We start from the raw sequence: 14,098 nt of genomic DNA, 5'->3' as shown, positions 1-14,098 counted from the left end.
GCCAGAGGGAGTCAACACCGTCATCATTTCAATCGGCGTTGGCACAACTTGTCGGCTTCGGCAAATGCCCGCTACCGTGCGCTCTCAGAACTGCGCTTCGCTCAACGCATTGAGCGGCACCGCGCCCGCCACGATGGCATCGCGCAAACCCGATGCCTGTGACAGGATGTGCTCCGCGAAGAAATGCGCCGTCGAGATCTTGGCGTCGTGGAAGGATGGATCCTCGCCACGCTTCGCATCTGCCGCAAGCATCGCGCGGCCAAGCTGCCAGCCCGAAAACACGATGCCGCAGAGCTTCAGGTAAGGCACGCTGCCGGCAAACACGGCATTCGGGTCCGACTTGGCATTGGCCACGACGAACGCCACGACGGTCTCCAGCGCGGCGCGCCCCTTGGCCAGTTGCGCCTGTACCGCGGTGAATGCCGCGCTACCATGCTTGCCCAGCGCCGCCTCGGTCTCGGCGATCTGCGCGCAGATCGCACGGGCCACCGCGCCACCGTCGCGCAGCGTCTTGCGGCCGACGAGGTCGTTCGCCTGGATCGCGGTCGTGCCTTCGTAGATCGGCAGGATGCGGGCATCGCGATAGTGCTGGGCCGCGCCGGTCTCCTCGATGAAGCCCATGCCGCCGTGCACCTGCACACCGAGGCTGGTCACATCGATCGACAACTCGGTGCTCCAGCCCTTGACGATGGGCACCATGAACTCGTAGTACGCCTGGCTTTGCTTGCGCACCGCGTCGTCGGCATGCTGGTGCGCCGTGTCGCACGCGGCCGCGGCCACATACGCTACCGCGCGCGCGCCTTCGATCAGCGAGCGCATGGTCATCAGCATGCGCTTGACGTCCGGGTGATGAATGATGGTCACAGCCTCGCGTGCGGAACCATCGACCGGACGGCTTTGCACGCGCTCGCGGGCAAAATTCACAGCCTGCTGGTAGGCCCGCTCCGACACGGCGATGCCTTGCATGCCGACCGAGAAGCGCGCCGAGTTCATCATGATGAACATGTATTCCAGGCCGCGGTTTTCCTCGCCGACTAGCGTGCCGATGGCGCCACCGTGGTCGCCGAACTGCAGCACGGCTGTGGGGCTGGCCTTGATGCCCAGCTTGTGCTCGATCGACACGCAGTGCGCATCATTGCGCGCGCCCAGCGAACCATCCTCATTCACCAGGAACTTGGGCACGATGAACAGCGAGATGCCCTTGACGCCCTCGGGTGCCGTGGGCGTGCGCGCAAGAACGAGATGGACGATGTTCTGCGCCATGTCGTGCTCACCGTAGGTGATGAAGATCTTGGTGCCGAACACCTTGTAGGTACCGTCACCCTGCGGCTCGGCGCGCGTGCGCACGGCCGCCAGGTCCGAGCCGGCCTGTGGCTCGGTCAGGTTCATGGTGCCGGTCCATTCGCCGGAGATCAGCTTGGGCAGGAAGGTGGCCTTCTGCGCGTCGCTGCCCGCGGTCAGCAGGGCTTCGATGGCGCCGTCCGTCAGCAGCGGGCACAGGGCGAACGACAGGTTCGCCGTGTTCAGCATCTCGTTGCAGGCGGTGGCGATCAGCTTGGGCAAGCCCTGGCCGCCAAATTCCTGCGGATGCAGCACGCCCTGCCAGCCACCTTCGCCAAACTGGTGGAACGCGTCCTTGAAACCGGGCGTGGTGGTAACCGCGCCGTCCTTCCAGCTGCTCGGATCGGTGTCGCCGATACGGTTGAGCGGCGCCACCACTTGTTCGTTGAATTTGGCTGCCTCGTCGAGCACCGCCTGCGCCGTCTCCGGCGTGGCGTCCTCGAAGCCGGGAAGCTTGCTGACTGCGTCAAGATCAGCCAGTTCGTTCATCACGAACAGCATGTCCTTGAGCGGGGCACGGTAGGTCATTTTTTGGGGACTCCATTTTGGGGACGGGGCGCGGTGCATCTGGCCGGATGCCGGCACTGCATGGTCTGGGTACCGGATCGTAGCGCCCGCCGCGTCATGCGGGAATAACCAAACCTGCCCATTCATTGACAAAACCTGCCGCTTTGCGTCGCGCGGGTCGCCTGCCATGCACCCCAGTTCGATTGGCCGGATTTGTCACTAGTTCGGCCATTCCTGTCAGTGCCGGAGGTGGCGGGCACCTCTAGAATGCCTCGCAGCCGGCGTCGCCATGACCGATGAATGCAACCGGCATAACGACAAACCGCCTGTCAGGAGACAAGACTATGGACCTGTTCGGTCAGATGATGTACACGCCTTTGCAATTGTCCGCGCTGCTGGGGCAGGCGGCGCGGCACTCCGGCACGGTGGAAATCGTATCCCGGCGCGTCGAGGGCGACATTCACCGCTATACCTACGGGGACTGCCATGTCCGCGCCATGCAACTGGCCAATGCGCTGACGGGCCGCGCCATCGTGGCCGGAGACCGCGTCGGCACGCTGGCGTGGAACGGCTATCGCCATATGGAGCTGTACTATGGCGTGACCGGCATTGGCGCGGTTTGTCATACCATCAACCCCCGCCTGTTCCCGGAACAGATCGCCTACATCATCAATCATGCCCGCGACCGCATGGTCTGCTTCGATGCCTCCTTCCTGGGCCTGGTCGAGCAGATCGCGCCGCAATGTCCTCATGTCGAGTCATGGGTCATGCTGTGCGACGCCACCAGCCTGCCGCAAGCACCTGCGCTGCCGCTCGAAAGCTATGAGGCCCTGATCGGCAGGCAGCCCGGCCATTTCGACTGGCCCCGCCTGGATGAGCAGCTGGCGGCAGTGCTTTGCTACACCTCCGGCACCACCGGCAACCCGAAGGGCGTTTTGTACTCGCACCGTTCGCTTTGCCTGATGGCCTATGCCTCGGCGCTGCCGGACGCGCTTTGCCTGCGTGCGTCGGACTCCGTGGTGCCTGTCGTGCCGATGTTCCACGTCAATGCTTGGGGGCTGCCGTTCTCCGCGGCGCTGGTCGGGGCGAAACTGGTGCTGCCGGGTCCGGCGCTCGACGGCGCGTCCCTGTCGGTGCTGTTCGACCAGGAAGGCGTGACGGTGTCGGCCGGCGTGCCCACGGTCTGGCTCGGCCTGGCCGACCATATGCGCCGCACGGGCGAGCGCTGCAACAGCCTGGAGCGTGTCATCGTGGGCGGCGCGGCATGCCCGCCGCAACTGGCCAAGGCGCTAGGCGAACTGGGCATCAAGTCGGTACACGCCTGGGGCATGACCGAGCTGTCTCCGGTTGGCACTGTGTTTTCGCCCTCGCAGGGCTTCGCGCAAAAGCCGGAGCAGGAGCGCGCGCAGCTCGAGGCCAAGCAAGGCAGGGTCGTGCCGGGTGTCGAGATGAAGGTCGTCGACGCCGATGGTGCCGAGTTGCCGTGGGACGGACGCTCGGCGGGCGACCTGATGGTGCGCGGCCATTGGGTCGTGGAGCGCTACTTCGGCATGGAGGAAACCTGCCTGGAGAATGATGGCTGGTTCGCCACCGGCGATGTCGCTACGATCGACGCCGACGGCTATATGCAGATCACGGATCGCAGCAAGGATGTGATCAAGTCCGGCGGCGAATGGATTTCCTCGATCGAACTGGAAGGCATCGCCGTTGCGCATCCGGAGATCGAACTGGCGGCCTGTATCGCCTGTGCCCATCCCAAGTGGGACGAACGCCCCCTGCTGGTCGCGGTAAGGCGCGCCGGCAGCACGCTCGATGCGCAACAACTACTGGCCTTCTATGAAGGCAAGGTAGCCAAGTGGTGGATCCCGGACGATGTGATGTTCGTGCCGGAACTGCCGCTGACCGCGACCGGCAAGCTGCATAAGCTGGTGCTCAGGCAGCGTTTCGGCACCCATTACAGCGGTGCCGCCTAGCCGGGCCGCTCAGGCCATGCCGCGGTACGCCTTGGGCGTGCTGCCGGTCCAATGCCGGAAGGCGCGGTGGAACGCGGTCGGGTTGTCAAAGCCGACGTCATAAGCGATTGCCGCGATGGCATCGGGCGAACGCGTGAGCCGCTGGATCGCGATATCGCGCCGGACGTCGTCCTTGATCGCTTGGAACGTCGTGCCTTCGTCCGCAAGCCGGCGGCAAAGCGTGCGCACGGAATAGTGCAGGTCCTGGGCAACCACTTCCAGCGTCGGCATGGCGGGAAGGCAATCGGCAAGGAATTGCCTGACCCGGTGGCAAACCATCTGGTCGGCAAAGGAGACGAAGATCCAGTCTTCCGGGGCGCGCGCTAGGAATCTCTGCAGGTCGGCCTTGCGTTGCCGCACGGGCATATCAAGGTAGGCCGCCTCGAAACGCATGCGTGTCTGTGCGCTACCGAACTGAACCGGCCCCGGAAAGAGAAAGAGGTAGTCCGTTGCGTGCGCGGGACGCGCAAAATCGAACTCCGCCGCGATCAGCGGGATCCGCTTCCCAACCAGCCATGAGGCAATGCCGTGCACGAGCTTCATGATAAGTTCGCGGCCGAGTTCGGTCACGCTGGGGCCCGCCGGATCCGCCTCCATGGCAACCCAGCCGCCTTCGCCGTCGCGGCCCGAATCCAGGCGGAAATCATCCAGGATCAGGTGGAAGAACTGGCCGAACCGGTGCAGCGCGACTTCCAGCCGCGGGGCGTCGAGCAGGCTCAGGCACAGGTATTTCAGCGTGCCGTTGCGCAAGGGGCGGCTGAAAATGCCCGGCATTTCGTCGTCCAGTTCGGTCGCGAGCAGGCGGTAGAGCGTGGAGAACTGCTCCTCGGTCACGCGGGAGCCAGGGCGGCGCAGCAAGCCGTGGGGGATGCCGGAACGCTCCGCCAGCCGCTCAATGGCGGCGGGATCGGCGCCCGACAGGAAGCCGTTGACTAGCGAAATGGGAACCGTGCCAGAAATATGACTCAAGGGTAGGTCGACGTCCGGACCGCAACGTCATTTCCGGTGTGACCAGGGGGCATTTATTTTGTCATAAGCTGGACTGGCTCGTCACTTTTTTGGCTTTCCGGCGATGAGGGCTCTGTCGCAGTAAGGGAGCGAGGCAAGCAGCGCCCCTGGGGTACAGGTGGCTTATGCTGCCAGTGAATAGAATTGCTCTGCAGCGGACGGATTGCTCCCTTCGCGGCACTACTGCATCTGGCCCTTGGCAATCATGTGTATGAGCTCGATGCCGCCCAGCAGGATGCGCGCAGCGAAAGTCCTTGAATCCCAGCAGCGGTCGACGCATGCGCTTAGCGGGTCAAATTCGCTTGATTATCACTGCAAGTGATTAATTGCATCCCTTGAGAGCGGATATGGATTGCGAACACCGTCGCGCGGGCTCAAATCCTGGCTCAATCTAGCGCAGCGCGAATGAGTTTCTGCACTAGCCAGCCGCAGCCCGGTCAACACGCTGCCCACTACGCCCGGTAGCACCACCCGCATCAGCATCTCCCAGCGCGTGGCGGCCAGGCTGTGGGCGAGCGTGATCCAGCGGGGGTCAAGGTTGCGCACCCCGGCGGCGGTATTGAGCAGAATGGGCCAGACTCCGGCGAAGGCCAGCAGGAACAGCACCGGGAGGTCGCCCACGCCCAGCACCATCACGACCACGGGCAGCTGCTCGTTGCGGTTCAAACAGGTCCGCGCAATTGCGAGAACCCGTTAAAAAGCCTGGGATGCTCTCTGCCACCGCCAGGACACCCGTTTATCTTCTATGGGTATAGGAAGATGGGGTCAGGTGTAGGCGATTGATTGCGCTTCATAAAACAGCTGCATTGACGATGCCGTCGGGACCGATGAAGCGGCTACCATCAAAAAATATCCCCAATCACCTGCCGCAACCATGCATGCCCCTGATCGGTCTGGTAGCGCTCATGCCAATACAGGGACACGCTAAGGGCCGGCAAGGAAATCGGAACCTCCCTGATCACTGTATTAGTACTGCGTACCAGCGCGTTGGCGACGCTGCTAGGCAACGTCGCAATCATGTCTGACCCGGCGACCACATGCGGGCAGGCCAGATAGCTCGACAACGTTACCGCCAGTTGCCGGCTCCGGCCTAACCCTTCCAGCGCTCGGTCGATCCGCTCGCTAAAATAGCGGGTATGCGCGGCCAGGTCGATGTGCTTGTAACGCAGGAAGGCGTTGAGGTTCCAAGGGCGCTCCAGGGAAGGATGGCCGGCGCGCATCAAGCATACGGTGGGCTCCTCGAACAGGAAACGCGCGCGCAAGTTCGGCGCTGGCTCGGGGTAGTAGCCCGCAATCATCTCGACATGGTTAGTCTCAAGCATGCTGAGCCCGTGCTGCAGGCGCGCGGGCAACACGCGTAACTGCATGTGAGGCGCCTCCTGCGCCACCTTGGCCACGACTTTGGGCAACATGGAGAACTGTACATAGTCGGTCGCATAAATTGAGATCACCCGCTTGCTGCTGGCCGGTGAGAATTCCTCACGCGGCGCGGTGGCGGCTTGCCATTGCTGCAGGATAGGCGCAAAGGTCCGATGCAACTCAAGCGCTCGTGCGGTGGCCTTCCACTGGGCACCTTCGCGCACTAGCAGCGGATCGTTGAACAGCCGCCGAAGGCGGCTCAGCGCCGCGCTCATGGCGGGCTGGGAAAGCTGCATCTGCTCGGCCGCGCGAGACACGTTGCGGCACGAAATCAGTGCATCAAAGTGGGCGACAAGGTTCAGGTCGGCACTTTTCATGGAATCGGTCCATTAGGAACACAGCTTAAGCGAGCGCCGTGCCAGCGTCAGAGGCTGTCAGTGGACATTGGCAGCCATGCCAGCGGCGGCGCGCAGTATTTGTCTGATGGATACCAGTATAAAGGCGACAGCATCGCGTGGCGGCCGGCCGGCTGCCTAAGATGGCGTCAACCGGCTTCGTCGTACCAGTCCCGATTCGACCCTGGCCATGCATCCGCGCACTGGGCTGGCTAGCCTGCCAGCCCGAAGCCAGTGAGTGCATGCAGGCAGTTGCGCTGCCAGTTTCCCCACTACGGAGAACTAAGTGATGCCTACCCTGAAGCACCTGTTGTCCTGCCTCCCCATCTTGTGTCCACTCCTGCTGGGCAGTACCAGTGCGCACGCGCAAGCCCCCTGGCCTGCCAAGGTGATCCGTCTGGTAGTGCCGTTTGCCGCTGGCGGCTCGACGGACCTGATCGCACGCAAGATCGCGGAGGATCTGGGGGAACGCGTCAAGGGCACCGTGGTGGTAGAGAACCGGCCCGGCGCGGGCGGCACGGTGGGCAGCGAGTTCGTAGCGCGCCAGCCAGCGGATGGCTACACCATCCTGATGGGTTCGGTGAGCACCCATGCGGTGGCGCCCAGCCTGTTCGCCAAGTTGCCGTACGACCCGCTTAAGGACTTCACGCCGCTCACCATGGTCGCCACTATCCCCAACGTGCTCGTAGTGAACAACGCGGTGCCGGCCGGCAATATGAAAGAGTTCGTGGGCCTGCTAAAGCGCGAACCGGGCAAGTACGCCTTTGCCTCCAATGGCCAGGGCACATCGAACCACCTAGCCTACGAGCTGTTCAAGTCCACCGCGGGGGTATCGCTCACTCATGTGCCCTACAAGGGTTCGGGCCCCGCCATGGCCGACCTCATCGGCGGACATGTGAACAGCATGATGGATGTGGTGATGACATCCTACAGCTATATCAAGGGCGGCAAGCTCAAACCCATCGCCGTGACGTCGCTCACGCGCTCGCCGATGCTGCCGGAGGTGCCCACGGTGGCGGAGTCCGGCTATCCGGGATTCGAGGCCATTGTCTGGTTCGGCCTGTTCGGGCCGCCAAATATGCCACCCGAGATCGCGGGCCGCCTGTCGCGCGAGCTGATGGCGGTCATGCACGACAAGAAGATGAGCGCCTACCTCACCGAGCAAGGCGCACAACCGTCAGGTATGTCGCCGGCGGAGTTCACCCAGTTCATCCGCGCCGATATGGCCAAATGGCACAAAGTGGCGGTAGCCGCAGGCATCAAGCCCGAATGAGATGCTGCCGGGCTGCCCTTGTCGCCCGGCGGGCAGCCAAAGCGCGCGTTCAACTCCTGATCTTCCAACATCCCGATTCTCCCCGTCCTCACCAGCGCAACCCAGGAACCCAACATGTACCGAATCGGTATCGACGTCGGCGGCACTTTTACCGACTTCACCATGATCGACGAGGCGGCCGGGGCCGTGCAGTTCCATAAGGTCCCCTCCACCCCGCACGACCCGTCCGAGGCCATCGAGCGCGGCATTGCCGAACTGCTGCGCGACCACGGCGTGGCACCCGCCGAGGTGGCGCACGTGGGCCATGGCACCACCGTGGCCACCAACCTCATCATCGAGCGCAAAGGCGCGGCGGTGGGCCTGATCACGACCCAGGGCTTTCGCGACATCCTGGAAATCGGCCGGCAGACCCGCCCTCACCTGTTCGACTACAGCGTGACCAAGCCGCCGGTGCTGGTGCCCCGCGCGCACCGCGTCGAAGTGCCCGAACGGCTGGATGCCCAGGGCCACGTCGTAACGCCACTGGACGAGGCGGCCGTGCGCCGCGCCGCGCAAGCCTTCCGCGCCGCCGGCCTGGAGGCAGTGACGATCTGCTTCCTGCATGCCTATCGCAACCCTGCGCACGAGCAGCGCGCCCGGGCCATTGTGGAAGAGGTCATGCCCGGCGCGTATGTCAGCCTGTCGAGCGAGGTGCTGCCGGAATTCCGCGAGTACGAGCGCCTTTCCACCACCGTGCTGAACGCAGCCGTGGGCCCGCGCATGGCGCGTTACCTGGATCGCTTCATGGCACGCGTGGCCGACCTGGGCATTGCCCAGCGGCCCTACACCATCCACTCCAACGGCGGCCTGATGTCGGCTGCCGCGGTGCGCCAGTATCCGGTGCGGACCTGCCTCTCTGGCCCCGCCGCCGGCGTGGTGGGCGCGGCCGCGGTAGGCCGCGCCATTGGCCGGCCCGACCTGGTCACCTTCGATGTCGGCGGCACCAGTACCGACGTCTCGCTGATCTCCGCGGGCCGGCCCCTGTTCACATCGAACCGCCAGGTGGCCGGCTATCCGGTCAAGACGCCGATGGTGGATATCCACGTGATCGGCGCGGGCGGCGGCAGCATTGCCTGGCGCGACGACGCCGGCTCGCTCAAGGTCGGACCACACAGCGCGGGGGCCGTGCCCGGGCCGGTGGGCTATGCGCGCGGCGGCACCGAGCCCACCATCACCGATGCGGAAATCACGCTGCAGCGCCTCAACCCGGTCGCGCTGCTCAAGGGCCGCATGCCGGTGGACCTGGCCAGTGCCCGCCGTGTGATTGCCGAGCAGGTAGCGGCGCCGCTGGGGATCTCGCTGGAAGACGCCGCCGAGGGCATCATCCGCATCGCCAACGCCAACATGAGCCGCGCCATCCGCGCCGTGTCCACCGAGCGCGGCTACGACCTGTCGCGGTTCGCGCTGTACGCCTATGGCGGTGCCGGTCCGCTGCACGCGGTGGAGGTGGCCGAGGAATGCGGCATTCCCGTGGTGATCGTGCCGCAAGAGCCTGGCACCATGTGTGCGCGCGGCATTCTGCTGACCGATATCTCGTTCGACTTCGTGCGCAGCGAGATCTCGCTGGCCGATGGCGCCGGCTGGGGAGGCGTGGTCAGTGCATTCACCCAGCTGCGCGGCGAGGCGCAGGCCTGGCTCGAGGCCGAGCATGTGGCGCCGGAAAGCCAGCGCCTGCACTACGCTATCGACGCCCGCTACGATGGCCAGAACTTCGAGGTCCAGGTGCCGATGGAGGCCATAGACGGCGACAAGCTGGCGTCCTTCCTGGCGGCCTTCGAGGTCGAGCATGCGCGCGAGTACGGCTACCAGGTGCCGGGGCGCGCGGTGCAGATCATCAACTGCCGGGTGCAGGCGGTCGGCAAGGTCATCAAGGCCCCGCTCGCGCCGGCCCGCGCCGGCGGCACGCTGACGCAGGCGCTGCAGGGAGAACGCGAGGTCTACCACGGCCGCGTGCATGGCTGGCGCCTGACGCCGGTCTACGACCGAGACCAGCTTTGGGCGGGCCTGCGCATCGATGGCCCGGCAGTGATCGAGGAAATGAGCTCGACCACCGTGCTCGGCCCCACCCACCATGCCGAGGTTGACACCTTTGGCAACCTCATCGTCACGGTAGCCGGCGGCCAGCGTGAGCCTGTCCCCACCATCAATGCAAGCCAGGAAACCCAGGAAGGCGAACATGTCCACTGAATCCACCCGCGCCGCAGCACCCAGCCAGGATGCACTCGCCGACCCTATCGAGATGGAAGTGTTCAGCAACCGGCTGCTGTCCATCACCGAGGACATGAACAACACGCTGGTGCGGGCCTCGTTCTCCACCAATATCAAGGAGCGCAAGGATTGCTCGGTGGCGCTGTTCGATGCCACCGGGCGGCTGGTGGCCCAGGGCACGCAGATTCCGCTACACCTGGGCTCGCTGAACGGCGCCATCGAGGCCGTGCTGGCGCAGTTTCCCGCCGATACCATCCGCGACGGCGATGTCTTTATCTGCAACGACCCCTACCTGGCCAACGGCAGCCACCTGCCCGACATCAACATCGTCACGCCGGTGTTCTGGGAAGGCACGCTGCGCTTCTTCACCGCTAATATCGCGCACCATTCCGATGTGGGCGGCGCGGTGCCGGGGTCCATCGCCGGCACGCTGCGCAGCATCTTCGAGGAAGGCGTGCGTATCCCGGCCTGCCGCATCGCGCGCAGTGGCGAGCTCAATGATGACCTGTTGCGCCTGGTCTGCAGCAATACCCGCGACCCCGAGGAGCGCATGCTGGACCTGCGCGTGCAGATGGCCACCAACGCGCGCGGCGCCGAGGCGGTGCGCGGGCTGCTGCGGCAGATGGGGCTCGAGGCCGTGCTGCGCTCGGTGGAAGACGTGATCCGCTATACCCGCCGCCGGCTGGCCAACCGCGTGGCCGAGCTGCGCGAGGGCAACTACACCTTCACCAGCTACCTGGACGACGACGGCATGGGTGGCGATCCGGTGCCCATCTGCGTTACCCTGACCGTGGCGGAAGGGAGGCTGCATTTCGACTTCACCGGCTCAGGCAAGCAGGCGCGCGGCGCCATGAACCTGCCGATCAACGCCTTGCGCGCCACCGTGTACTACGCCGTCAAGGCGTTGCTGGACCCGGAACTCGTACCCAATGCCGGCATGTTCGACCCGATCACCATCAGCGCGCCGCGCGGCACCATCACCAACCCCGAGCCGCCCGCCGCGGTGGGTGCGCGCTCCATCACCGCCCAGAAGGTAGCGGGCGCCATCTTCGGCGCCTTCCGCGGCCTGCTGCCGGCGGAAAAAATCATGGCCTCGGGCAACGACTCATGCCCGGCCATCGTGTTCTCCGGGCGCCTGCGCCAGCGTGCGGGCGACTTTGTCTACCTGGAGACGATTGGCGGCGGCAGCGGCGCACGCTATGACGGCGACGGCATGGACGCGGTGCACGTGCATATGACCAACACGTCCAACCTGCCGGTCGAAGCGCTGGAGAACGAGTATCCGCTGCGCATGGATGAGTACGCGATGATTGCCGACTCCGGCGGCGCCGGCCGCACGCGCGGGGGCTTGGGCATCGCCAAGCAGATCCGCGCGCTGGTGCCAGGCATTGTCTTTTCCGCGCGCTCGGACAGCCATACCGTAGGCGTGCCTGCTGGCGTGGACGGCGGACGCGATGGCCGGCGCGCAAGGCTGGTACGGAACTCGGGCACGGCGCAGGAAAGCGAGCTGTTCTCCAAGACCGCCAATATCGCGCTGGAAGCCGGCGAAAGCGTGCGCATGGAGACGCCGGGCGGCGGCGGCTACGGCGATCCCGCGCAGCGTAGCGCGCAGGCGCTGGCGCAGGACCTGCGCGATGGCAAGGTGACGCCCGCCGCGGCACGGCAGGCCTATCCCGGTTACGTCGACGCCCAACCCTGAGGCGCGAACGGGACACGCGGCGCAGTCGAACCTGCGCCGCGTGAACCGAGCTTCATGCCACCACCAGGTGCGGTTCCAACTGCGCGATCGCGAACGCGCGCGTGTGGGCGATAAACGATTTCAGCAACAGCGACGGCGGCCGCTGGGTCGAGAACAGCACGGAAAAATCCGTCGTCAACTGCGGCTCGAAGACGCGAAAGCAAATGCCCTTGCCGCGATACTCCAGCGCGGTGATCGGATCGATCAGCGCCACCCCCAGTCCCGCCTCCACGAACGCGCAAATGCTCCACGACACCTGCGTCTCGACCTGCAGCTGGCGCTCGATCCCATAGGATGCGAACAGCGCATCGATTTGCAGACGCGAATCCAGCGCGCGTGGATGCGAGACGAATTTCTCGCCCGCCAGGTCGTGCGGCCGGATCACCTCTTCGCTGCATAGCCGATGCCCAACCGGCAGCGCGCACACCATCCGGGTGGAGATCAGCCGCTCGCCATGCGTGCTGGGGTGATTCATCGACAGGATCGCCAGGCCGACATCGCAGCGCTGCCCCACCACCATGTCCACCACGGTACGAGATGAGTGCGTCAGCATGGAGATCTGCGTCTGACCGTGCTGCGTCAGGAACTCCGCGATGGCGCGCGGCAGGAACGACAAGGCCAGCGCAGGCGCCGCGGCAATCTGCAGCGAGCCGCGCTGCAACTCGCGGATGTCCTGGGCGGCCAGTGCGATGCGCTCCACCCCGACCAATGAACGCTGCACTTCCTCATAGAGCACCTGCGCCTCGGCGGTCGGGTACAACCTGCCACGCACACGTTCGAACAGGGCAAAGCCAACAGATTCTTCAAGGTCGGCAATGAGCCGGGTGGCGGCCGGCTGTGAGATATGCAGCATTTCTGCAGCGCGCGTCACCGTCTGGCAAAGCATGACGGCGCGGAAGGCTTCGAGTTGTCGGATCTTCATGCCGCAAGTCTATAACACCATGTTATGGATAGGCCAAAAAAAAGAATTTTTCAAGCGTCGGCAGCCCCTCTAATCTATGTCAGGCAGCAATGTTTTACATAGCATATTTCCGAATTTTCTGTTGCGGTGCAACCATAACTTTTATGCATTGATTTGGTGAGGCATCGCCCATTACTGGTGCGCACGGAGGAAGGAAAAGATGAAGCAGCACATTGTGGCGGCAGCCATCCTGGCGGCATTCTCGGCATCGGCAGCCGTGGCGCAGCAGCCCACTTTGTATGTGGGTTCTTACGGCGGCTCGACCGAGAAGCTGTTCAAGGAAAAGATCATCCCGGCCTTCGAGGCAAAGGAGAAGGTCAAGGTGGTGTACGTGTCAGGCAACTCCACCGACACGCTGGCCAAGCTGCAGGCGCAAAAGGGCAAGCAGGAGCTGGACGTGGTCCTGCTCGATGATGGTCCCATGTACCAGGCGGTGCAGTTCGGCTTCTGCGACACGCTGAAGGATGCGCCGGTATACAAGGAGCTGTATCCACTTGCCCGCCTCACCGACAAGGCCACCGCCGTCGGTGTGGTCGCCACCGGCCTGGCCTACAACACCGAGGCATTCAAGAAGGCTGGGCTGCCGAAGCCGGATTCATGGGAAGCGCTGGCTGACAAGAAGCTGAAGCAGAAGATCGCCATCCCGCCCATCAGCAATACCTACGGCCTGCAAACGCTGGTGATGTTCGCCAAGCTGCGCAAGGGCAGTGAGCAGAGCATCGATCCCGGGTTCACCGCACTGACCAAGGAAGTGGGGCCCAACGTGCTGGCCTGGGAACCGTCGCCGGGCAAGATGACCGAACTCTTCCAAAATGGCGATATCTCGCTGGCCGTGTGGGGCAGCGGCCGCGTGCAGAGCCTGAAGGATACCGGCTTCCCGGTGGAATTCGTCTACCCGAAGGAAGGCGCTCCCGCCTTGATGATCGCGGCCTGCCCGGTGGTGCAAAGCGATGTGCCCGCGCAGGCGCAGGCGCTGGTCCAGTACCTGTTGACGCCGGATGTGCAAGCCATGCTGGCGGATTCACAGGGCTGGGGCCCCGTCAATGCCAAGACCGCGCTCGATGCCAAGGTATCGGCCAAGGTGCCCTATGGCAAGGCGCAGATCGACAAGCTGCTGCCGACCAACTGGACGCTCGTCAACGACAAGCGCACCGAGTGGACCAACCGGTGGAACCGCACCGTGGAACGCTGAAACAGCGCCCTTTCCCGCAATTGCCATGATCGACGGAGCCTCTTGCGGGGGGCGCCGCGCCAACC

10 protein-coding genes and 1 pseudogene are annotated in these 14,098 nt (G+C 64.6%); 5 read left to right on the top strand and 6 right to left on the bottom strand.

Features of this window, described 5'->3' with window-relative positions; genetic code table 11:
- Nucleotides 1-84 precede the first annotated feature (84 nt).
- Nucleotides 85-1,869: an acyl-CoA dehydrogenase gene (locus tag AC1RQK_RS10505; RefSeq protein WP_492808976.1), complete on the bottom strand. Its 1,785-nt coding sequence runs from the start codon at nucleotides 1,867-1,869 to the stop codon at nucleotides 85-87.
- A gap of 323 nt (nucleotides 1,870-2,192) precedes the next feature.
- On the opposite strand from AC1RQK_RS10505, the gene AC1RQK_RS10500 reads away from it, so the two are divergent.
- Nucleotides 2,193-3,821 carry a 3-(methylthio)propionyl-CoA ligase gene (locus tag AC1RQK_RS10500; protein ID WP_492808974.1) on the top strand — a complete coding sequence of 543 codons (1,629 nt, stop codon included), beginning with the start codon at nucleotides 2,193-2,195 and terminating at the stop codon, nucleotides 3,819-3,821.
- A 9-nt stretch (nucleotides 3,822-3,830) separates the two neighbouring features.
- Here the strand turns inward: AC1RQK_RS10500 and AC1RQK_RS10495 are convergent, their stop codons facing one another.
- The 4 genes and pseudogenes from AC1RQK_RS10495 to AC1RQK_RS10480 all read right to left on the bottom strand — a co-directional run bounded on the left by AC1RQK_RS10495 (nucleotide 3,831) and on the right by AC1RQK_RS10480 (nucleotide 6,604).
- A complete protein-coding gene (locus AC1RQK_RS10495; protein WP_492809095.1) occupies nucleotides 3,831-4,802 on the bottom strand; it encodes an AraC family transcriptional regulator in 972 nt (323 codons plus the stop codon).
- Nucleotides 4,803-5,048: 246 nt separating this feature from the next.
- A pseudogene (locus tag AC1RQK_RS10490) lies at nucleotides 5,049-5,154 on the bottom strand (IS6 family transposase); the annotation flags it as partial.
- Nucleotides 5,155-5,177: 23 nt separating this feature from the next.
- Nucleotides 5,178-5,534 carry an ABC transporter permease gene (locus tag AC1RQK_RS10485; RefSeq protein WP_492808972.1) on the bottom strand — a complete coding sequence of 119 codons (357 nt, stop codon included), beginning with the start codon at nucleotides 5,532-5,534 and terminating at the stop codon, nucleotides 5,178-5,180.
- A gap of 176 nt (nucleotides 5,535-5,710) precedes the next feature.
- A complete protein-coding gene (locus tag AC1RQK_RS10480; RefSeq protein ID WP_492808970.1) occupies nucleotides 5,711-6,604 on the bottom strand; it encodes a LysR family transcriptional regulator in 894 nt (297 codons plus the stop codon).
- A gap of 307 nt (nucleotides 6,605-6,911) precedes the next feature.
- Between AC1RQK_RS10480 and AC1RQK_RS10475 the strand changes: the two genes are divergently transcribed.
- The 3 genes from AC1RQK_RS10475 (at nucleotide 6,912) to AC1RQK_RS10465 (ending at nucleotide 11,841) form a co-directional block, all read left to right on the top strand.
- Nucleotides 6,912-7,895: a Bug family tripartite tricarboxylate transporter substrate binding protein gene (locus tag AC1RQK_RS10475; RefSeq protein ID WP_492808968.1), complete on the top strand. Its 984-nt coding sequence runs from the start codon at nucleotides 6,912-6,914 to the stop codon at nucleotides 7,893-7,895.
- A gap of 114 nt (nucleotides 7,896-8,009) precedes the next feature.
- Entirely contained in the window at nucleotides 8,010-10,121 is a 2,112-nt protein-coding gene (locus AC1RQK_RS10470) for a hydantoinase/oxoprolinase family protein (protein ID WP_492808966.1), read from the top strand.
- On the top strand, nucleotides 10,111-11,841 hold the full coding sequence (locus AC1RQK_RS10465) for a hydantoinase B/oxoprolinase family protein (RefSeq protein WP_492808964.1): 1,731 nt from the start codon (nucleotides 10,111-10,113) through the stop codon (nucleotides 11,839-11,841). The genes AC1RQK_RS10470 and AC1RQK_RS10465 overlap by 11 nt, the downstream gene beginning before the upstream one ends.
- A gap of 52 nt (nucleotides 11,842-11,893) precedes the next feature.
- Here AC1RQK_RS10465 and AC1RQK_RS10460 read toward each other — a convergent pair whose 3' ends face one another.
- Nucleotides 11,894-12,802 carry a LysR substrate-binding domain-containing protein gene (locus tag AC1RQK_RS10460; RefSeq protein WP_045237345.1) on the bottom strand — a complete coding sequence of 303 codons (909 nt, stop codon included), beginning with the start codon at nucleotides 12,800-12,802 and terminating at the stop codon, nucleotides 11,894-11,896.
- Nucleotides 12,803-13,001: 199 nt separating this feature from the next.
- On the opposite strand from AC1RQK_RS10460, the gene AC1RQK_RS10455 reads away from it, so the two are divergent.
- Complete coding sequence (locus AC1RQK_RS10455) at nucleotides 13,002-14,033, top strand: ABC transporter substrate-binding protein (protein WP_492808962.1); 1,032 nt, start codon at nucleotides 13,002-13,004, stop codon at nucleotides 14,031-14,033.
- The last annotated feature ends 65 nt before the right edge of the window (nucleotides 14,034-14,098 follow it).

This window comes from Cupriavidus sp. GW822-FHT02D05 (genome assembly GCF_058802485.1).
The sequence above is the reverse complement of the archived record's forward strand: the minus strand, read 5'-3'. Positions and strand labels throughout refer to the sequence as shown.

Coding starts and splice junctions, on each gene's coding strand:
- AC1RQK_RS10480 (WP_492808970.1), bottom strand. CDS start 6,604: ATGAAAAGTGCCGACCTGAACCTTGTCGCCCACTTTGATGCACTGATT.
- AC1RQK_RS10505 (WP_492808976.1), bottom strand. CDS start 1,869: ATGACCTACCGTGCCCCGCTCAAGGACATGCTGTTCGTGATGAACGAA.
- AC1RQK_RS10470 (WP_492808966.1), top strand. CDS start 8,010: ATGTACCGAATCGGTATCGACGTCGGCGGCACTTTTACCGACTTCACC.
- AC1RQK_RS10475 (WP_492808968.1), top strand. CDS start 6,912: ATGCCTACCCTGAAGCACCTGTTGTCCTGCCTCCCCATCTTGTGTCCA.
- AC1RQK_RS10500 (WP_492808974.1), top strand. CDS start 2,193: ATGGACCTGTTCGGTCAGATGATGTACACGCCTTTGCAATTGTCCGCG.
- AC1RQK_RS10460 (WP_045237345.1), bottom strand. CDS start 12,802: ATGAAGATCCGACAACTCGAAGCCTTCCGCGCCGTCATGCTTTGCCAG.
- AC1RQK_RS10465 (WP_492808964.1), top strand. CDS start 10,111: ATGTCCACTGAATCCACCCGCGCCGCAGCACCCAGCCAGGATGCACTC.
- AC1RQK_RS10455 (WP_492808962.1), top strand. CDS start 13,002: ATGAAGCAGCACATTGTGGCGGCAGCCATCCTGGCGGCATTCTCGGCA.